Source organism: Pseudoalteromonas prydzensis (genome assembly GCF_001661495.1).
Lineage (GTDB): Bacteria > Pseudomonadota > Gammaproteobacteria > Enterobacterales > Alteromonadaceae > Pseudoalteromonas > Pseudoalteromonas prydzensis.
The window spans coordinates 97,744-117,699 of sequence record NZ_BDDT01000013.1; the positions used below are offsets into that span (position 1 = coordinate 97,744).

The following is a 19,956-nucleotide window of genomic DNA, read 5'->3' on the forward strand; positions in this document are numbered from 1 at the left end:
GTGTAAATGTGAACGACTTTTTATTTTCAGAAGATGCCATTGAAGAGTCTGACGCTCAAGCACCACACGCATTCTGGGATATCCTCGTTGTTGATGATGAAGATGATATTCATCAAGTCACTAAACTCGTGTTATCTGGCTTTACCTTTGAAGGTAAAACGTTACGTTTTCATCATGCTTACTCTGCTCAAGCAGCAAAAGAGTTATTACGCCAAAACCTAGATTTTTCAGTGGGTTTAATAGATGTTGTTATGGAAACCAGCCACGCGGGTTTAGAACTGATAAAGTTTATTCGCGATGATATTAATAACCACGATATCCGCCTTATACTGCGAACAGGTCAACCCGGAGAGGCTCCTGAAGAATCTGTGATCCGCGAATATGATATTAACGATTACAAAAATAAGACTGAACTGACCGCAATAAAAATGAAAACCTTATTGTACTCAGCACTGCGTGCACATCGCGATATTCAAATCATTGAGCGCCACAAAAAAGGCCTAGAAAAAATAATCAACGCTTCAAGCTCATTTTTAAAATGTGATAGCGTGCATGAATTTGCATCTACAATTTTATCTCATGTAACCAATGTTATGGGCTTAGATGACACTGAAATTTATTGTGCTGCGGCGGTTAATCAACAAACCTCACCAGCCACTGATTTTAAGTTGCTGGCAGCGTCAGGCGTGGAACCTGAGTCAAATACCAACATACTTCCTGATGATGTTAGGCAACTATTTGTTGAAGCTCATAATCGAAAATCATCACAAAAAACGACTCGTGATTATATTGGTTACTTTCCCACTCAAGCAGGTCTTGAAACCATGCTTTATGTCCGTAAAGGTTCATTTTTAGAAGCAACGGACTACCAACTTTTAGAGTTTTTTGCCAATAATATTGCCCTCGCTTACGATAACCTTAAGTTACGTGAAATGATGAAAGAATCGCAAAAAGAGTTGTCGTATATTCTCGGCGAAGCCGTTGAAAAACGTTCAAAAGAAACGGGTTCTCATGTTAAAAGAGTAGCCCATTATAGTGAACTGCTGGGCAAGCTATATGGTTTAAATAGCTTTGAATGTGAAGTTATCAAACTTGCCTCACCATTGCATGACATTGGCAAAATAAGTATTCCTGATCACATTCTCAATAAACCTGGCAAACTCGATGAACACGAGTGGGCGATTATGCAAACCCATGCCGAAATTGGTTACGACATTTTGAAAAATTCAAATAACGAAATCTTAAAATGTGGTTCGATGATTGCCTATCTACATCATGAAAAGTGGGATGGCACTGGCTACCCTAATCAACTTGCTGGCGAAGACATTCATATTGTTGGACGCATTACAGCACTTGCAGATGTATTTGATGCATTGGGGAGCGATCGTTGCTACAAAAAAGCATGGCCTCTTGAAGATGTACTGGATTTGATCAAAAGCCAAAGTGGCAAACAGTTTGAACCTAAACTCGTGGATATATTTATTAACAATTTAGTCCTTTTTTTGGAGATAAAAGAGCGTTATCCTAACTGATAGTTGTAACATTTGTGTAAAATGCACTTTTCAAATTAGGTACAATGAATTACTATCTATTAAGTTAAAATCAATTATGTTCGCCACAGTGCGGCTTACTTATACAAAGGACTATAAAAGTGAGATTTGAACAATTAGAGCAGTTTGTAGCATTGGGTCAGCTACGCCATTTCCGCCAAGCGGCCGAAACAACCAAAATCAGCACCTCAGCATTAACTCGCAGCATTCAAACCTTAGAAGACGAAGTTGGTTATGAACTTGTCAAACGTTCAACTCGTTCTGTAAAACTAACAACGGAAGGCGAGCTTTTTTTAGAATATGCCCAAGACACGCTCACCAAGCTAGAAGACACTAAAAAACGTTTATTCCAATCGCTTAATGGCTGTTCAAGTGAAAAGCTTGTGATTGGTTACACCAATCATGCCAGTGCAATTGTGCCTATTTCATGTGGCCAATTTTTAGCACAATACCCTCATGTAAAAATTGAAATGCAATTACAAGAGCAAAGCGAGCTAATGCGTAAACTGCAGTTAGGTGAAATTGATATTAGCGTGTGTTCACAAGCCGTAAATAGCTTTGGCAATGACATACACTTACCTGATCAATTGATTTTATTTGTTGCAAAAAACCACCCTCTTGCTAATAAACATGATCTCTGTAAACAAGATTTAGCTGACTACCCTATGTATAGTTGTTTTTCACAGTCAAAACAAATTCAAACTATGCTTAATGAAGCTGTCGATAGCTTAAACAAGAGCAGCAGTATTAAAGTAGGCAGTATTGAGCAAGTAATGGAAGGGTTATGCAAATCAAACCATGTTGCTATTAGCAGTATTGAACATGCCAGCTCAGTTGCCGAAAATAGCAATTTACTCCAGTTAAAGACCAATAAAAGCTTAGCCCACGAGCAATTGATCGTTCAAACCAGCCAACACGTTGCTGCTGGTGAGCCAATAAATCAGTTACTGTCACTAATAGAAAAGACAGCGCTATCAATAAACTCTTAAATACGCTTTAGGTAAACCAAGCTGAAAGCACTTTTTAGCTTGGTTTGAAAATCTACAGTAGTACCTTCTGTTGTTTTTAAGCTAAACTACGCCCCTTCACTGCTATATAGTACAATTAATGAGCCTCAACCTGATCCCTGGACGTTATTTAACTGACATAGAAACGCGTGGCTACGCCGTGATCGAAAATATGTTTGATACAACACTGACTAATGCATTGATGCAAGATTGTTATCGTATTAACCCCAACTTTAAATTAGCAGGCATTGGCCGTCAGCAAGACTTACAAATAGATAAAAGCATTCGTACTGATAAAACATTTTGGTTTGATGGCACCAGCCAAGCCCAAATTGATTACCAAGCAGCGCTGGAAGACATTAGAATAAATTTGAATAGATATTTCTTTTTGGGTTTATTTGACTATGAATGTCACTACGCCAAATATCAACTGGGTGACTTTTACAAAAAGCACTATGACGCATTTAAAGGGCGCTCTAACCGTGTGTTTACGACGGTATTTTATTTAAATACTGTGCAATCAGGTGGTGAGCTTGTGATTTATAAGCCAAAAAGTAAAGACATTGAAATCACTATTCGACCAACAGCCGGTACGTTGGTGATGTTTGAGAGCGAGCGCTTTATGCATGAAGTATTACCTACAGTCGATAATCGTTATTCTGTCGCAGGCTGGTTTAGGAAAAACACTTCAATTAGTGGTGTTATTGATCCACCTCGCTAAATTTATAAGTTAAATGGCAAGGATGCCACTAAACCAATAAATATCACCATACCGACATAATGATTGTTTAAAAAAGCCTTGAAACAGTGTTCTCTATTGCGATTATGGATCAGCAATTGTTGATAAACTAAAAACCCACTCGCTGCGCATAGACCTAACCAATACGGCAGTGCTAGTTGGCTCATGTATCCAATTACAGCTAATAGACCGACAAAGATACCATTTAACACAAAAATAATGATGCGATCGGCGTTGCCAAACAATATTGCCGTTGATTTTACCCCAATCTTCAAGTCATCGTCTCTATCGACCATGGCGTACATAGTATCGTAAGCAACAGTCCAGGCAATATTTGCCGTAAACAGCAGCCAAGCAAGTAAAGGTGTAGTGCCTGTCACCGCCATAAATGCCATGGGAATAGCCCAGCCAAATGCAGCTCCCAATACGACTTGCGGTAACTGAGTGTAACGCTTCATAAATGGGTAGCTAAACGCCAGTAATAGCGCACCAAATGAAAGTAAAATGGTTTGCCAGCCTAAAAATAACACCAATATAAATGCAATAAGGATCAGTAACAAAAATAAGCTCAGGGCTTCACCACTGCTGACCAATCCTGCAGCGAGAGGTCTTTGTGCGGTACGCTTTACCGCGCCATCAATTTTACGGTCAGCAAAGTCATTGATTACACACCCTGCACTGCGCATTACAAATACACCCAAACTAAACACCACGAAGTGCAGCAAACTTGGCATGCCATCACTTGCCAGCCACAGAGCCCAATAAGTCGGCCACAATAACAGTAAGGTACCAATGGGCTTATCTGTGCGCATTAATTGCTTATAATAAGGTAAATGGGCGGTATGTAAGGCGGCTAATTTCATAAGTATAGATAAGCTTCTGGTAAAAAAATCTCAGCGACTAAAAAACGACTTTGTGCTAATGAGAATACACTGCGACGTCCCCATAACGGCTTTATTACCTCTGAATATTGGCTGACAAGCTGCTGCACAGGATGCTGGCAATCAAACTGCGCAACTTCTATTTCGGTACGTTTAAGTTCTGGATGTTGAAAAATCACATCACCTAACGGCTTGTCTCCCAGCGCCAATAATTGTTGCTGCTGCATATCTTCTGTTACTGGTAGCCAACTTTGTGCATAAACCATAGGTTTTGCGTCACAAAGCAATAAAACTTCACGATTAATACCTAAAGGTTGAGAGCATGCTAATAGTTGTTGTTGCGCAGGGGTTAGTGAAAAGGTTTTTTCATTCAATACTTGAACGGAAAATTCGCTGCAATGTTGCTTTAATTTAGCCGTCAATGAGTTAGGTTCAAGTAACCAGTCTTGCTCATTGCCCGACAAAGAATTGATTGATGTGCCTAGCTGCCAATTTGCAGCTACAGAAACAGGAAAAGTGATCACGATAACTCTATTTAATAACAACCTTGTAAATGATACCACTGCCCGCGCTTAGGAAAAAGTGATGATTAATGAATATAATAGCTTCACCAGCCTGTATCTTAGCTATTATTACGTATAGACTAATAACTATTAATTGCAGGGCTTATTACTGAATATGAAAAAAACGCTATACGCAGGTATATTAATTAGCACGTTGTTTATTAGCTTATTTAGCAGCTTTATAAGCCGTGCAGAATCGACTGTCGGCTACTTTGGTTTTGAACCCGATATTATTACTAACTATATTGGCCAAAATAATAAAAAGTTAGGATATGTGCGTATTACTGTAGATCTAATGCTCAGCGATATGTCAACGATTGCTATTGTTGAACATCACACCCCGTTACTTAGAGATGCCTTAGTAGAAATTCTATCCAAAGAGTCTGAAGAAAAAATTAAATCACTGACTGGCCGTGAAGAGATCAGAAAGCGCTGCGCGGAAAAACTCAAAACCCTGCTAAAACAAGAAACAGGGCAAGAGATCATCCGCGAAGTATTATTTACTAAATACCTTTATCATTGAGGTTTAACGGTATTTTTAGTAAATAACTGAGCGGTAAACGCATAAGCCATACCGCTTAATAAGCCACCTAAGTGTGCCCAGTTAGCCATACTTACAAACAGCATATCGGCAAAGCCAAGTACTAACCAAATTAACATAAAACCGATAATACCATTGGTTACTAAAGCCGGTTGTTGTGGGTTCAATACCCGATGGATCCAGCAAAAGCCAAGTAAACCATATACAACACCACTTAAGCCGCCAAAGTTAGGGCCAACCATAATAAACTCAGCCCAATTACTAAATAGCGCGGCCACTAAAAATAGCCCTATTAAAGTACTTTTACCACTGAGTTTTTCAATACCATCGCCGAGCATGATCCACCACATAATATTAAACACTAAATGCACCGCACTAAAATGGACAATTGCTGGTGTCAGCCAAGTTAATGGTTGATCGGGTTTAAACTGTAATACGCTATAAATTGACTCAAAGCCACCGAGTAAGAAGGCAATGTAAATACCCACACATAATAAAGTGACCGTTTGATTTAACCAGCTGAGTGCTTTAAAGCGTGCTTTTAAATTCAATCCTTGGCCTTGGTAAGTCAATGGCGATTCAGTACTGCCAACTTGCCATGATGCCTCTTGGTAGCGTGCATGGTTTGGGTTTTCAACAAATGCTTGCCATAATGATTGCGCTTGATGAAAGTGCTCAGGGGCAACACAAATAATTACCGTGGTGCCATCTGCTGAGCGTAACTCACCTTGTATCCCTTGGCTTTTTATATAATCAATAAAACCTTGCGCAGCACGGGGGTTATTTATACTACCAAGCTCTATCATCGCTCAACCTGCTCTGGTAGTTGTGCTTCCCACTGGGTAAAGCCGCCATCCATACTGTACACATCTTCAAAGCCTTGCTCCGATAGGTAATTAGCCGCACCTTGTGAACTCATTCCGTGATAACACACTATAATAATTGGCTGATCGAATTCTTTGTTCATCATAAATTCGCCAATATTAGCATTTGATAAATGCTCTGAACCCGGAATATGCCCTGCCTGATAAGAATTAGGATCACGAATATCAGCAATCACAACATCATCTTTGTTAAGTAGCGCTTGAGTTTCGGTAATTGAAATATGCTTAAATGCCATAGTACTCTCTTATAATTACAAAAAAGGCGACAAATGCCGCCTTTAATTTTCTTAACAAGTGGATAATTAATCCCAGTTAAGAATTACTTTACCCGATTGGCCTGAAATCATCATATCAAAGCCAGCTTGGAAGTCATCTATTGAATATTGATGAGTGATGATTGGGTTTAGATCAAGCCCTGACTGAATAAGACTGGCCATTTTGTACCAAGTCTCAAACATTTCACGGCCATAAATCCCTTTGATCACCAAGCCTTTAAAAATCACTTGATTCCAATCAACCGCCATATCAGACGGTGGAATACCGAGCATGGCAATTTTACCACCGTGATTCATGTTATTTAACATACCATTAAATGCAACTGGCACGCCTGACATTTCAAGCCCTATATCAAAGCCTTCGGTCATACCCAGCTCTTTAATCACATCTTCAAGTTTCTCATTAGCCACGTTAACTGCGCGAGTCGCGCCCATTTTACGGGCTAAATCTAGGCGGTATTCATTAACGTCAGTAATTACTACATGACGTGCGCCAACATGTTTTGCAACTGCGGCGGCCATGATACCAATTGGCCCTGCACCTGTGATCAACACATCTTCGCCCACCAAATCAAACGACAGCGCAGTGTGTACTGCATTACCAAATGGGTCAAAAATTGATGCTAATTCATCGCTGATGTTGTCAGGAATTTTAAATGCATTAAATGCTGGGATCACTAAATACTCAGCAAATGCCCCTTCGCGGTTAACGCCTACACCGGTTGTATTGCGGCATAGGTGGACTCGCCCAGCGCGACAGTTACGGCAATGACCACAGGTAATATGACCTTCGCCTGAAACTCTATCACCAACGCTAAAACCACGCACCTCTTGGCCCATATCAACCACTTCACCTACATATTCGTGGCCTACAACCATAGGAGTAGGAATAGTGTTTTGCGCCCATTCATCCCACTTGTAAATATGTACGTCAGTACCACAAATAGCCGTTTTACGAATTTTGATTAATAAATCGTTATGACCTACTTCAGGTTTTGGCGCATCAGTCATCCAAATGCCTGGTTCTGCTTTTAATTTAGATAATGCTTTCATGAATCACACTCAATAAAAAAACCGCAGCCAAGGCGACGGTTTAAAATAAATTAATTAGATAATGCCCATTTCTTTGCCAATACGGGTAAAGGCGTCAATTGCTGTATCTAATTGCTCAATACTGTGCGCAGCAGAAATTTGTGTACGAATACGTGCTTGGCCTTTTGGTACAACAGGGAAAGAAAAACCAGTCACGTAAATACCTTCTGCTAATAACTTATCAGCCATTGCAGACGCAACTTTAGCATCACCTAACATCACAGGAATGATGGCGTGATCTTTACCGGCACAGGTAAAACCAGCCGCTTCCATTTGTTCACGGAAGTATTTTGCGTTTGACCATAACTTGGCACGTAGCTCACTGCCATTTTCCAGCATTTCCAGTACTTTGATTGATGCTGTAACAATTGAAGGCGCTAGTGAGTTTGAGAATAAATACGGACGAGAGCGCTGGCGTAACCATTCAACAATTTCTTTTTTACCCGATGTATAACCACCTGATGCACCGCCAAGGGCTTTACCTAAGGTACCGGTAATAATATCAACGCGATCTAATACGTTGCAGTACTCAGGTGTGCCTTTACCATTTTCGCCAACAAAACCAACGGCATGTGAGTCATCAACCATCACTAGGGCATTATATTTATCAGCCAAGTCACAGACGGCTTCTAAATTACAGATAACGCCATCCATTGAGAACACACCATCAGTGGCGATAAGTTTTGTTTTGGCACCCGCTTCATCAGCTGCAATCAACTGCTTTTCCAAATCCGCCATATCGTTATTCGCATAACGGAAACGTTTAGCTTTACATAAACGCACGCCATCGATGATAGATGCATGATTTAACGAATCAGAGATAATCGCATCATCAGCGCCTAAGATAGTTTCAAATAACCCAGTGTTAGCATCAAAGCATGATGAATATAAAATAGTGTCTTCAGTTTCTAAAAAGGCACTAATTTTTTGCTCTAAGGTTTTATGAATATCTTGCGTACCACAGATAAAACGAACAGAAGCAACGCCAAAACCATGGTCATTTAAGCCGTTTTGTGCAGCTTGAATAAGCTCGGGGCTATTTGCCAAACCTAAATAATTATTAGCACAAAAATTAATAACCTTGTCGCCAGAAGCTACTTGAATTTGAGCTTGCTGTTGTGAAGTGATCACTCGCTCATTTTTGTACAAACCTTCGGCTTTTACTTCATCAATTTGCTGCTGAAGCTGGCTAAAAAACGCAGATGCTCTCATCTGAAATCTCCAATTTATTGAACGGGGCGAGCGAACATGAATTAACACGGCTCATCTTTGCCGCTATTGTAAAAGTTTAGCCAAACAAATGCACTGTTTGTAGTTCATCGCATAAATAAGCAACTGACAACTTATGCTGCCAGTTTACATTAAGCTCTATAAAAGAATTGAGTTATAGGAGTATTGAGGGTAAGTCTGCTAACGAATCACACACATAATCTGCTGAGTCTATAGCGACTGCATCAAACTCCTGCCCTGATCGAACAAGTACGCGAGTGCCGATAGCCGCTTTGCTAGCTGCTTGCATATCGCTAAGTTTATCGCCAACCATAATACTGTGTGCAGCATCGATATGATGCTCAGTGATGCCTTGCAATAACATGCCAGGTGCAGGTTTACGGCAATCACAATCTTTTAAATATGCTGGTAAAGCTTTTTGCGGGTGATGCGGGCAAAAATAAACATCGGTGACAGTTACATCATGATCTGCAAATTGGGTAATAACCCACTTAGTTAAAGTGTGAAAATCAGCCTCTGAATAATAACCTCGACCAATACCTGACTGATTAGTCACTATGATCAGCTTAAAGCCTGCATCAACAAATGCCTTACATGCTGCAAATACCCCTGGTACAAATTCAAACTTGGCCGGCTCATAAACATAACCGTGGTCAATATTAACCACACCATCACGGTCTAAAAACAGGGCCTTATTAATATTGTTCATAACTGCTCTTTCTCAACCACTAGGTCAAACATCAAAGTTACATCATCAACACTTATTTGTTCCATTAAGTCACTCCCTTTAACCCGCGTGCCCCATGGTAATTGTTCAGCCGTTTTACCAGTTTGCTTTAGTAAGTTTTGATGGTAAACCTCAACCACGTAATTTTGATACAAATAAGGGCCAGTACGCTTAGGGTTTGAATGCGCATATAAACCAATCACCGGAGTGCCTACGGTTACCGCCATATGCGCAGGGCCAGTATCCGGTGCTAATACCAATGCCGCTCGCTTTAAAACACATAAAAGCTCTTTAAGCTTTGTTTTACCCACTAAATTAAGAATGGGAGTACTGGTAGCTGCGATAATGTCATTGCTAAGCGTCACTTCAAGGGCTGTTGGACCGCCAGTAATCACCACATGAAAACCTTGGCTGTGTGCATGCTCGGCAAGTTTTGCGTAACGCTCAGCAAGCCAGTTACGCTCTTTTTTACTGGCAGCAGGGGAAATCACAAAAATTCGCCCCGCTAAACGCTCTGCTCCAAGTAATTCATCCGCTGTTGTTTGATCTTGCTCGCTGACAGGCATCTCCCAACTAGGTTGATAATCGGCAACACCTATCGCTTGCGCAAAACCTTTGAAGCCTTCTAACACATGAGCGTGTTGCTGTGGTGCTATGCGTTTATTAATAAATAAACTATGTAACTCTTTTGAGCGCGCCCAATCAAAGCCAATTTTAACTTTAGCAGGGATACAACGCGCCACTAAGTTAGCCCGAAGCGCCACTTGCATATGCAGTAGCACATCAAACTTACGGCCTTTAAATTGTTGTTTTAGCTGCTGATAAGCTGCTTTGCCTTGTTTTTTATCAAACACCACCAGCTCAACACCTGGTAAATCAGCCAGTAGCATGGCTTCAACGTTGCCGACCACCCAGGTAACTTTTGCATTGGGGTGCGCTTTTTGAATTGCTTGTACTGCTGAAACACCATGGCAAACATCACCAATTGCTGAGAGTCTTAAAATACAAATATCTGAATAGGTAATTGAGTCAGTCACAGAAGTCCTTAGCGTATGCTTGGTAATTGTGATGATCTTAAATTAACTACTCGCTATTGCAAGCACTTATACTAGGCTTTAAAACAGGTTAAGATACCGTTATCGCCTGTAATTAAGTAAATACATTATGTTTAATCAACAAACCATCAATGAGCACATCATTTTAAGCCACCCAGAGTACAGCGCTCAAGTTAGCTTAAATTGGTTTGATAATGAATATTGGCAACAACAAGGTAAGATCGTCGGTGCGAAGAAAGGTCGCGCTACTGCATGGTTTTTTTGCCATCACGACTTAACAGCCGTACTTAGACATTATTGGCGAGGCGGTTTAGTTGGTAAAGTATTAAGCGATCAATACCTGTACAGAGGCGTTGAAAAAACGCGTGTCTACCAAGAGTTTGCGCTGATGATGCAACTCATTAAACTCGGTTTAAACGTGCCGATGCCGATTGCAGCAAAGATCTGTGTACAAGGTTTAATATACCGCGGCGATATTATTACCCAAGCGATTACTGGCGCGCAAAGTGTGCTGGATGTACTAAAAACTCGCCCTTTAACGAAACAAGAGCTTGAGCAAATTGCTCATACTATTGCGGATTTTCATAATCATGGCGTGTATCACGCTGATTTGAATATTAACAACATTCTCTTTGATGAAACGGGCGAGGTATATATTATTGACTTTGACCGCGGTGAACTAAAACCCCCTGCCAGTCATTGGCAGCAAGCTAATATGACTCGCCTTGCTCGTTCATTTCATAAAGAGCAAGGCAGAAATCAAGTCATGCATTGGCAACCAAGCGACTGGCAGCAGTTACACACAGCATACCAGTCCACTCTAAAAATATAGCCGTTAAGCCTTTATTTTACTGATCACTTTAGACGTAGAGCAGCCATTTAGAAATTCAAGGACTTCTACTTTTCCACCATGGCGAAGTACATGTTCAGCACCGGCAATTTGCTCAACCGTGTAATCGCCTCCCTTTACTAAGATATCAGGGCTGATCAGTTCAATTAATTTAGCGGGTGTATCGTTTTCTTCAACTGCACCAAATGGAATAACCCAATCAACTGATGCCAAAGCGCTCAGCACCATGGCCCGCTCATCAAGTGGGTTAATTGGACGCTCAGGGCCTTTTAAACGCGTGATTGATTCATCGTTATTTAAGCCAACCACTAAACGGTCACCACGTGCTTTAGCTTGCGCTAAATAGCGTACATGCCCTGCATGAAGAATATCAAAACAGCCATTGGTAAACACGATAGTTTCACCATTTTGTTTTGCAAACTCAATGTGTTTCAACACATCATCAAATGGAGTTTGATAATGCTCACCGGTTTTTTGTAAATATTGACCTAGTTTACGGCTTAGCTCTTCAGGCGATACCGTCGCAGCACCTAACTTACTCACTGCAATACCTGCAGCAAGGTTAGCAATTTCAACCGCATCTTTTGGCTGCATGCCAGCACCTAACATCACCGCCAAAGTTGCAATAACTGTATCTCCAGCACCAGTAACATCACTGACTTCAAGCTGTTGCGCTGAAAAATCGTGTTTTTCATCAGCACTGATCAGCGACATGCCTTGCTCTGAGCGCGTTAACAGCATAGCTGCAACACCAGCATCTTTAATTAATGCCCGCGCGCTATCAGTTAAGCTTTGCTCTGAATCCGTTTTACCACCGGCGAGTTTAAACTCATTTAAATTAGGGGTGATATAGTCAGCGCCCCGATATAAATTCAAATCGGCTGATTTAGGGTCAATTAATACTGTTTTTCCAGCATTTTTTGCTAATGTAATCATTTGTTGGATCAGGCTTAATGAGCCTTTATTGTAATCAGAAAACAATACAAAATCGTAGTCATCTAAGACTAATTGCAGACGATTTAAAAGTAGTTGACTGTGTTGCTCAGTAAACATCTCTTCTAAATCAAGGCGGACAACTTGCTGATGACGGCTAATTACGCGCATTTTTGAAATAGTTGGCAAATCACAAACACTCACTAATTGTGAATCTATACGTTCATCAGCAAGAATTCGCTCTAAGATTTGCCCGCTTTCATCTTCACCAATCAAACCCAACAAGCCAACTTTACCATCTAAACGGGCAATGTTTTTTGCTACGTTTGCAGCGCCACCCGCTTTATCTTCAAATTTACTTACTTTTACTATAGGCACTGGTGCTTCTGGCGATATACGCCCTGAATCACCATGCCAATAGCGGTCAAGCATTACATCTCCAACCACTAATATTTTTGCGTTCGACAGGTTTTTAAACAGCCCTAAATCCATTAACTCTGCCCCGCTACAACCATATCAATGGCTTCACATAACCAATGACCAATAAACATATGTGCTTCTTGAATACGCGCAGTTTCGTCATTTTTAATAATAATGGGTAACTTAGCGATATCTTTTACTTTACCGCCATCGCGGCCTGTAAATGCAACTGTATAAGCGCCTATTTCATTTGCCGCCGCAAGCGCCAGATTGATATTAGCGCTAGTACCAGAGGTAGTTAAACCAATCACTAAATCCTCAGGCTTACATAACGCAAGAACCTGACGCTCAAAAACCGTATCAAAGTGATAGTCGTTACTGTGTGCGGTTAAGATTGATGTATCGGTTGTCAATGCCATTGATGCCAACGGACCACGTTCTAATTTGTAACGTACAACAAACTCCGCCGCTAAATGCTGGGCATCTGCTGCGCTGCCACCATTACCAAACCAAATCACTTTACCACCGGCTTGCAAAGTACTATGGCACACCTCAAGCAATTGCATTACTTGCGGATGATAGGTTTCCATCGTCTCAAACAATAGTTGGTGACGGGTTAAACTTTCAAGGTAGCTGCTCGCTACAGAATCAATATTAGACATGGGTAATCCTCTTAAAATAAGTCTGACTAGCTACTACCAAAAAAGTGCCACAGATAGCCACGTATAGTTTTCACCAAATACATCTTCACCATAGGTCAACGTAGTTTCAATATTATATTCTTGCCATTTTCGGTTATTGCTGATTTGCAGCTCAATAGCTTTTTCGTAATCGGCCGTTGTTTGACCCCATTCATTTAAATAATTACTTTTATTTTCAATAGTGGTAACTTTTGCTCGCCAAAGCGAGCTGTAATTAGCATTGTAAACTAATTCTAATGAATGCACCTGAGTCGGTGGTGCATCCGCATATACCCTTAAAGGCTCATCAGCATGTTCATTTAAATAGCGTTGATCTGCTGCAAAATGACCAGTGCTAAAGCCATCTTTGGTGTTACCATAAACAGGATAAACTTCATTTACATACCATAAACTATGCATGTTGGTATATTCATATCTAAATGATAACTCATCTGTTAACAGCGGTAAGAACAAGCCAACATTAGCAACCGTGTTTCCAAATTGGTAATTTTTATGATTTTTAGTATCTTCACCACCGTATTCAAAATAAAACTCGGCCGGCATCCCCCAATCAAAATTAATACTACTCGTTATAGTGACATACTGATCCCCAAGCTCATTATCTCGACCACCTTCAACCATTGCTGCATTATCATTACCAGCGGGGTCAAAAAAAGCCTTAACTACATCACTAAAACCAACCTCTCGAGGCCCTCCGCCAAACTGCATCATGCGATTTAAGCCAATCTTCCAGCCAGATACAGGCTCAATGCTGATATGAGTTCCGGCTAAACGTGGTGTGCCGTCATGTAGTTCATCTTGATATAAAATACCCTTTTCAACATGTTCAAGTTCAGAGTAATAAAGCTCAAAATCAAAGTTCCACCAATTGTGCGCAGGTGCCACCATGCCTAATGAAATCGATGGTGAAGTTCGTGCATTAGTCGAAATAATTTGTGCTGATTGTTTAAATGGTGAAAACCAATGCTCTTTATAGCCAATATTCAGCTGTAAATCATCGCCAGCAAAACTAACAAAACTATTATAGTTAACTAATTTATTTTGTTTGGCACGATAATCAGCACCTACTTGCACTAAACTGTAATCATTAGGGCGCCAAATACCTTCAAAAAATACCTGACCCCACTCATCAGAGCTAACCCCCCGTTGATTTGCAAGTTTAGTTGATTGCTCCCCATCAGCTCTAAGCTTTACACCAACACGTGTAATATTGTCACTACCTTGATAAGGCTTTATTTTCGCACGTATTGCTGACACTAAACTTGGTTGTGAGTTTTGCAATTTAGTAAGCGCCGCTTCAACTTCCGTTAAGCGATAAGGCTTGGCCATTGGCGTGCCAGAAGTAAGCGCAAATAAAGTATCGAGCTGATGATCAAGCTGTGCATCCATGCCTATCGGTAAGTATGCAGTAGGTGTTGCAAATGAAGAGAATGCGCAACTTATAAAACTGGTTAATACCGCGGCTTTTATCAATTTGAATTTCATAACGACTATATTTTTCATAAAGGTAGAGAAATATTACCAAATTAGCCGCAACTAAACACTCAAAACTAGCTTGTGTAACGATTTTTAACAATTTCACATTTTGCTTGATGGTTATCCGCGTTATCATTAACCTTTATAATTCGAGGCTAGAAAATGGCACGCTTTTTTTACTCACTTACTCTTTATCTGCTAAGCCCAGTTATAGGCTTTTATTTATATGTACTAAGAGGCAAAAAAAATGCAGGTTATCGTGCCCACTTCGCGGAGCGATTCGGCTTCATTCGCACGCACAACCCGCAAAGTAAAAAGCCAACAATTATGATTCACTGTGCGTCAGTTGGTGAAGTTCTTGCGGCAACACCTTTAATTAAAGAATTGCAAAATCAGCAGCCTGACTATTCGATTACGCTCACCTGCAACACCCCTACCGGACGCGAGCAGATTCACGCCAATTTTAAAGATTCAGTGCGATGTGTCTATTTACCGCTTGATTTTCCCTGTGCCACTGCGCGTTTTTTAAAAAGTCTCCAACCATCATTATTATGCATTTTAGAAACCGAACTTTGGCCAAACCTGCTTGCGCAAAGTAAACAGCGTAATATTCCTGTTCTAGTACTCAATGCGCGATTATCGGCTAAATCCCAGCAGGGTTACCAAAAAGTAGCACCGCTAACACGTACACTGATGAATTCTATTTCCGCATTGGCGAGCCACAATCAAGACGACGCCACTCGCTTTATCGAACTTGGTCTTGATGCAAAAAAAGTGCATATTACGGGGTCAATTAAATTTGATATAAAGCCAACTAGCGAGCAGTTAGACAAAGTCGATACCCTAAAAAGCCAATACAACAAGCAACGTTTTATCTGGGTTGCCGGTTCCACACACCCTATTGAGCATGAATTAATCTTAACTGCACATCAGCGTCTTTTAGAAGTTGCGCCAGATGCGTTACTAGTCATAGCCCCACGCCACCCTGAGCAGTTCGATAAGGTAGCAGCCTTGCTTGCCAGTTCGACATTAAGCTTCAGCAGGCGCAGCCACAACAACTACCAAAATGAACACGTACTGCTTGGCGATACCTTAGGTGAGCTGCAATGTTTATATGGCATGGCTAACATTAGTTATATTGGAGGGAGTTTAATTGAGCGCGGTGGTCACAATCCTCTAGAATCTGCGGCTTTTTCTGTGGGGGTGTTAAGCGGCCCACATACCTATAATTTTAACCATGTTTATCCTGAGCTTATTAAGCTTGGGGGTTGTATCCTAGTAAGCGAAGTCACAAGCTTAACAGAGCAGTTAATAAAGCTTTACCAGCAACCTGTATTTTGCCAACAGTTAGGCTTACAAGCTGCGCAATGTGTTGCAAATAATCAAGGCGCCATAGCCAAAACCATCAATATCATTAACAAATATTTAGAGCCTCACAATGACTAAACTCATAAATACCACATTAGCAGAGCAGCAAACCCGCCTTTGGGTATCGAATGTCATTGTTAAATATAACTTTTGCCCTTTCGCTCGCAAAGAAGTTGAGAATAATTGTATTCATTATCAAACCAGCCTTGCCACTCGCATTGATGATGCTGTGATGGAAATGATTGAGCAGTGTATAGAACTTGAAAGACAACCAGCACGTGAAACAACATTACTAATGTTTGAGCAGGGCTTTGCTGATTTTGAAGCGTTTTTAGATTTAGTGGATTTAGCCAATGCACTGTTAGTAGCACAAGGCTTTGAAAGCAAATACCAAATAGCAAACTTCCACCCAGATTATGTATTTGCTGATAGCGATGATAGTGATGCAGCTAACTATACCAACCGCGCACCTTTTCCCACCTTACATTTAATTCGCGAAGCCAGTATGAGCGCTGCATTAGATGAATACGACGAGCCTGAATCTATCCCTGAGCACAATATCAACTTAGCCCGCCGTAAAGGCATTGATTTTTGGCAGCAGCTACTTGCAGGGTGTAAAAAACCTAGCGCCTAAGCGCTAGGTTAAGCATTTCGTTATTTTTTAACCCATTCGCCGTTCACTTCAATAAAGTGACCGGATTGAGTTTTTTCAATCGTCTTTGCCGCCGCTAATGCTTCAACCTGAGCAAGCGACAAATTGTTCTTTTTCGCAAGCTTTAAATATTGTGCTTTACGTTTTGCGTTAATTTCATCAACAACTGCTTTAGCCTCTGCATTTTGTACCACAAGACCTAAATAACCCGAGCTGTCTTCGCCTACTAAACCTTGGTTTTTGGCATCATCTAAACTAATAGCCCACGCCGAAAACGACAAACAAACGGCGCTCAATAACGTGATTATGTTTAGTTTTTTATTTTTTACTCTGCTCATAATGGTTCCTTAGAATAATTCGCTATCATCACTAAATAAATTGTCGAGTTCTTTGTCAACTTTTACACGGATCTCATGATCAACTTTCACATTCAAGTTAATCGTGATCGGCTCTTTTGCTGCCACCTCAACACGATGTGTGCATGCACTGAGTAATCCCAATACTGTTAATATCACTAACCATTTAGTCATTATTACTTCCTTCTGTTGAATACTGTTGTTCAACTTTTTGCGTAATTTCATCACTTAAGCGTAATGCTCGTAATAGCGTAAACACATTTTCTTCATGATTGTAGTTAAAGTTAACTTGCTGCGCCTGCGGTTTATTATAACCTTGTAAATTAACACCTAAAGTCATCCAACCATCAGGCTTTAAATTAACACTACTTTTAATACTCTGAATATCTAAATCTTCAAGCAGTCCTAATATAGGGCCTAATTCTTGTTGCTGGGCTTTAACTGCATCAAAAGCAGCATTATTGGTGATAAGTAGCTTGGCCGCTCCTTGATTTGTAAGCTGGCCATCTTTTACCTCAATACCTGACTGATTAAAATACACAGGTAATGTTCCCGCTACTCGCCCGGTTAAACTTATCCCTGATTTTTCATCAAGGGAGATTACCTTACTGGCATCAATATTTTTAAATGTAAGCAGTGCTTGCTGAGCTTGCTCTGTTACTCGGTACTTATCGAGTATAAAACTGCCGCCCATCACATCGCCATTAACAGCGCTGAGCACGGGTTCATTATTTTGCAGTTGCAAAAGCCCCGTTATATTTTCAACAATCGCACCGGCACGTAGTTCATTGATATTAAATTTAGTTTGCTTAACATTAAGCTGGCCTGAATCATAGCGCCCTGCTAATTGACTATTAAAGCCATTGATCAGGTAATCGTTATATAAACCATTTACACCATTTAACTGCAAAGTTATATCAGCAGCGAGTAAATTAACATCCCCTTTAAGCTGTGCTGAAACAGTGCCGTCCGTAAATGTCGCAAGTGGAGCAAACTGATGTAAGACAGGATTAAATCGCGATAGCGATTGTTCAGGAATAATCACTTCAACAGGGTGCTCAGTGCTGCTCATATGATGTGCAACAAACACTTCAATATCATCAATCATCACTTGGTGTGAAGCTTCTAATGCACGGCTTTGCATGCCTCGAGAGCTTACCTTGATATTGTTAAGATCAATTAACTCACTTTGTAGTGCTGCTAAACTAGTTTCACTGGTTATATCAATAAACAGTTCCCCCGCCCCTAGGTCGCCAGAAGCATTCAAGTTATTTTTTAATTGCGTTAATTTATACTCACTGACATTAATTGTATCAACTTGGCTTACAAGTGCTGCGGTTGTATAACGTTGCTCATTAATTTTTGCTGTTAATGTTCCTTGATACTTGTTTACCGTTAGCTCATCAACAGCCAGCTTACCAATTGCTAACTTTGCAGACAGTCGCCCATGCGCCGCAGTCAAAAAGTCTTTTACAGTAAATTCGCCGTTACTGGCTAGGTTTTTTGCATCCACGGCTATAAAGTCAGGCAACTGCACTAAATCTAATTGATACGTGCCTACAGCGTCATGATTAGCCACATGAGTGGTTAAACTAAACTTTTTAATGTCATCATTTTGCAGCGAAAAAGCAAGCCCAGCTTTTAAGCTGTTGGGCAAATCATTAATATTTACATTGAGGTTATTTACTCTTAACTCGCTTGTAGCAGCAACAAGATTAACGGTATCTAGTTGTAGGCTATTATCCTGCCATACTATATGTGCTGGTAATTGCAGTTGCCAATGAAGTGGTATTTGCTTGGCAATAAATTGCTGTTGCTTTGTATCTGCTGTTAATTGTGCAATTTGCTGCAAACAGTGCGCTTGTGCGTCAAGTGAGCTTGTTAATTGCTGCGCAGCCAAAGTTAACCGCTGAGAGTTTAAGTCATACTGGCTACTCACATTACCGTTGACCTGTAATGTAATTGCGCAGTTTTCAAGCTCAGCGATGTATTGAGCATCAATCTGTGAATCAAGCGCTAAACTCAAACCATCAAAACTAAAATGATTTTGGCTATTCATACTCAACTGAGCAATATGCATCATTTTACTAACTAGCTCATCATCAAGTTTTACTTGCCCGGTTACGCGATTTGTAAATAGCGACGCGCTAGCCGTTATATCGCCACTAACATCAAATTGATTTATATTGGCTTCATGGACACTAATAGCCAGTGGCTTTGCTAATTGCGAATGTGAAATCACTAGTCGCTTTACCGTCAAAAGTGGCCTGCTTTCAATCAGTGTTAATGCTAATTTTTTTGCCTTAGATGATTCAGCTGATGCAGCAGGTGTAACTAACCTAAGGTTGGCACGGTTGATAATTACCTGTTTGGTATTAACGGTAATATCTGCAAGTTCTAGTTGTTGACCTTGGTAACCAATACACGCACGCTCTACATGCAGATCTAGATTGCTCGTTAGCGACCAATCCAAACAATGCAGTTCAACACCTGAATTCTGTAAAGAAGGAGCCACAAAATGCAAAGTGATCGGCATGCGAAAAACATAACCAAGTGTAAGTACACTTAGCAATAGAATTAATAACCCCCAAGCTACACGTTTAAACATATCATCCTTAAAATAATTTTGACCTTTGACCAGCATAAACAAAAAAGG

Annotated in this window: 21 protein-coding genes; 7 read left to right on the forward strand and 14 right to left on the reverse strand. The window is 40.5% G+C overall.

Features of this window, described 5'->3' with window-relative positions; translation table 11 throughout:
• Window positions 1-8 precede the first annotated feature (8 nt).
• The 3 genes from A7968_RS18310 to A7968_RS18320 all read left to right on the forward strand — a co-directional run bounded on the left by A7968_RS18310 (window position 9) and on the right by A7968_RS18320 (window position 3,278).
• Window positions 9-1,532, forward strand: a complete 1,524-nt coding sequence (locus A7968_RS18310) for a DUF3369 domain-containing protein (protein ID WP_064668016.1) — start codon at window positions 9-11, stop codon at window positions 1,530-1,532.
• 119 nt (window positions 1,533-1,651) lie between these two features.
• Window positions 1,652-2,539: a LysR family transcriptional regulator gene (locus A7968_RS18315; protein WP_064668017.1), complete on the forward strand. Its 888-nt coding sequence runs from the start codon at window positions 1,652-1,654 to the stop codon at window positions 2,537-2,539.
• Between the two features lie 118 nt (window positions 2,540-2,657).
• Entirely contained in the window at window positions 2,658-3,278 is a 621-nt protein-coding gene (locus tag A7968_RS18320; RefSeq protein ID WP_064668018.1) for a 2OG-Fe(II) oxygenase, read from the forward strand.
• Between the two features lie 2 nt (window positions 3,279-3,280).
• On the opposite strand, the gene ubiA is transcribed toward A7968_RS18320, so the two are convergent.
• Both ubiA and A7968_RS18330 read right to left on the reverse strand, forming a co-directional pair.
• Window positions 3,281-4,159 (reverse strand): 4-hydroxybenzoate octaprenyltransferase, encoded by an 879-nt coding sequence (gene ubiA / locus A7968_RS18325; protein WP_064668019.1) that lies wholly within the window; start codon window positions 4,157-4,159, stop codon window positions 3,281-3,283.
• Complete coding sequence (locus tag A7968_RS18330) at window positions 4,156-4,701, reverse strand: chorismate--pyruvate lyase family protein (protein WP_064668020.1); 546 nt, start codon at window positions 4,699-4,701, stop codon at window positions 4,156-4,158. Before A7968_RS18330 ends, ubiA begins: the two co-directional genes overlap by 4 nt.
• 154 nt (window positions 4,702-4,855) lie before the next feature.
• Here A7968_RS18330 and A7968_RS18335 point away from each other — a divergent pair, with 154 nt between their 5' ends.
• Complete coding sequence (locus A7968_RS18335; protein ID WP_064668021.1) at window positions 4,856-5,263, forward strand: flagellar basal body-associated protein FliL; 408 nt, start codon at window positions 4,856-4,858, stop codon at window positions 5,261-5,263.
• Here the strand turns inward: A7968_RS18335 and glpG are convergent.
• From glpG to A7968_RS18365, 6 genes are all read right to left on the reverse strand, one after another.
• Window positions 5,257-6,087, reverse strand: coding sequence for a rhomboid family intramembrane serine protease GlpG (gene glpG / locus A7968_RS18340; protein WP_064668022.1), 831 nt, complete (start codon window positions 6,085-6,087; stop codon window positions 5,257-5,259). The two genes, A7968_RS18335 and glpG, sit on opposite strands and share 7 nt — an antisense overlap.
• The gene (gene glpE, locus A7968_RS18345; protein WP_064668023.1) at window positions 6,084-6,401 is read right to left on the reverse strand and encodes a thiosulfate sulfurtransferase GlpE; all 318 of its coding nucleotides are present in this window, start codon (window positions 6,399-6,401) and stop codon (window positions 6,084-6,086) included. Before glpE ends, glpG begins: the two co-directional genes overlap by 4 nt.
• A gap of 66 nt (window positions 6,402-6,467) precedes the next feature.
• The gene (tdh, locus tag A7968_RS18350) at window positions 6,468-7,493 is read right to left on the reverse strand and encodes an L-threonine 3-dehydrogenase (protein ID WP_054204359.1); all 1,026 of its coding nucleotides are present in this window, start codon (window positions 7,491-7,493) and stop codon (window positions 6,468-6,470) included.
• A 54-nt stretch (window positions 7,494-7,547) separates the two neighbouring features.
• The gene (locus tag A7968_RS18355) at window positions 7,548-8,744 is read right to left on the reverse strand and encodes a glycine C-acetyltransferase (protein ID WP_064668024.1); all 1,197 of its coding nucleotides are present in this window, start codon (window positions 8,742-8,744) and stop codon (window positions 7,548-7,550) included.
• Between the two features lie 172 nt (window positions 8,745-8,916).
• Complete coding sequence (gmhB, locus tag A7968_RS18360) at window positions 8,917-9,471, reverse strand: D-glycero-beta-D-manno-heptose 1,7-bisphosphate 7-phosphatase (RefSeq protein WP_064668025.1); 555 nt, start codon at window positions 9,469-9,471, stop codon at window positions 8,917-8,919.
• Entirely contained in the window at window positions 9,468-10,526 is a 1,059-nt protein-coding gene (locus A7968_RS18365; protein WP_064668026.1) for a glycosyltransferase family 9 protein, read from the reverse strand. Before A7968_RS18365 ends, gmhB begins: the two co-directional genes overlap by 4 nt.
• Before the next feature lie 127 nt (window positions 10,527-10,653).
• Here A7968_RS18365 and A7968_RS18370 point away from each other — a divergent pair, with 127 nt between their 5' ends.
• Window positions 10,654-11,376 carry a 3-deoxy-D-manno-octulosonic acid kinase gene (locus A7968_RS18370; RefSeq protein ID WP_064668027.1) on the forward strand — a complete coding sequence of 241 codons (723 nt, stop codon included), beginning with the start codon at window positions 10,654-10,656 and terminating at the stop codon, window positions 11,374-11,376.
• Window positions 11,377-11,379: 3 nt separating this feature from the next.
• On the opposite strand, the gene hldE is transcribed toward A7968_RS18370, so the two are convergent.
• From hldE to A7968_RS18385, 3 genes are read right to left on the reverse strand one after another with little or no spacing between them, the layout of a single operon-like run.
• Window positions 11,380-12,819 carry a bifunctional D-glycero-beta-D-manno-heptose-7-phosphate kinase/D-glycero-beta-D-manno-heptose 1-phosphate adenylyltransferase HldE gene (hldE, locus tag A7968_RS18375; protein WP_064668028.1) on the reverse strand — a complete coding sequence of 480 codons (1,440 nt, stop codon included), beginning with the start codon at window positions 12,817-12,819 and terminating at the stop codon, window positions 11,380-11,382.
• Entirely contained in the window at window positions 12,819-13,409 is a 591-nt protein-coding gene (locus A7968_RS18380; protein WP_064668029.1) for an SIS domain-containing protein, read from the reverse strand. The genes hldE and A7968_RS18380 overlap by 1 nt, the downstream gene beginning before the upstream one ends.
• 33 nt (window positions 13,410-13,442) lie before the next feature.
• Window positions 13,443-14,933, reverse strand: coding sequence for a capsule assembly Wzi family protein (locus A7968_RS18385; RefSeq protein ID WP_064668030.1), 1,491 nt, complete (start codon window positions 14,931-14,933; stop codon window positions 13,443-13,445).
• A gap of 153 nt (window positions 14,934-15,086) precedes the next feature.
• On the opposite strand from A7968_RS18385, the gene waaA reads away from it, so the two are divergent.
• Together waaA and A7968_RS18395 are read left to right on the forward strand one after the other, a co-directional pair.
• A complete protein-coding gene (waaA, locus tag A7968_RS18390) occupies window positions 15,087-16,370 on the forward strand; it encodes a lipid IV(A) 3-deoxy-D-manno-octulosonic acid transferase (protein WP_064668031.1) in 1,284 nt (427 codons plus the stop codon).
• Window positions 16,363-16,926 (forward strand): DUF1415 domain-containing protein, encoded by a 564-nt coding sequence (locus A7968_RS18395; protein ID WP_064668032.1) that lies wholly within the window; start codon window positions 16,363-16,365, stop codon window positions 16,924-16,926. The genes waaA and A7968_RS18395 overlap by 8 nt, the downstream gene beginning before the upstream one ends.
• A 20-nt stretch (window positions 16,927-16,946) precedes the next feature.
• Here A7968_RS18395 and A7968_RS18400 read toward each other — a convergent pair whose 3' ends face one another.
• Genes A7968_RS18400 through A7968_RS18410 form a run of 3 tightly spaced genes read right to left on the reverse strand, consistent with a single transcriptional unit; the run spans window position 16,947 to window position 19,908 of the window.
• On the reverse strand, window positions 16,947-17,282 hold the full coding sequence (locus A7968_RS18400) for a YdbL family probable chaperone protein (protein ID WP_064668033.1): 336 nt from the start codon (window positions 17,280-17,282) through the stop codon (window positions 16,947-16,949).
• 9 nt (window positions 17,283-17,291) lie between these two features.
• Window positions 17,292-17,474, reverse strand: a complete 183-nt coding sequence (locus A7968_RS18405) for a YnbE family lipoprotein (protein WP_064668034.1) — start codon at window positions 17,472-17,474, stop codon at window positions 17,292-17,294.
• Entirely contained in the window at window positions 17,467-19,908 is a 2,442-nt protein-coding gene (locus A7968_RS18410; protein WP_064668041.1) for an intermembrane phospholipid transport YdbH family protein, read from the reverse strand. Before A7968_RS18410 ends, A7968_RS18405 begins: the two co-directional genes overlap by 8 nt.
• Window positions 19,909-19,956: the final 48 nt, after the last annotated feature.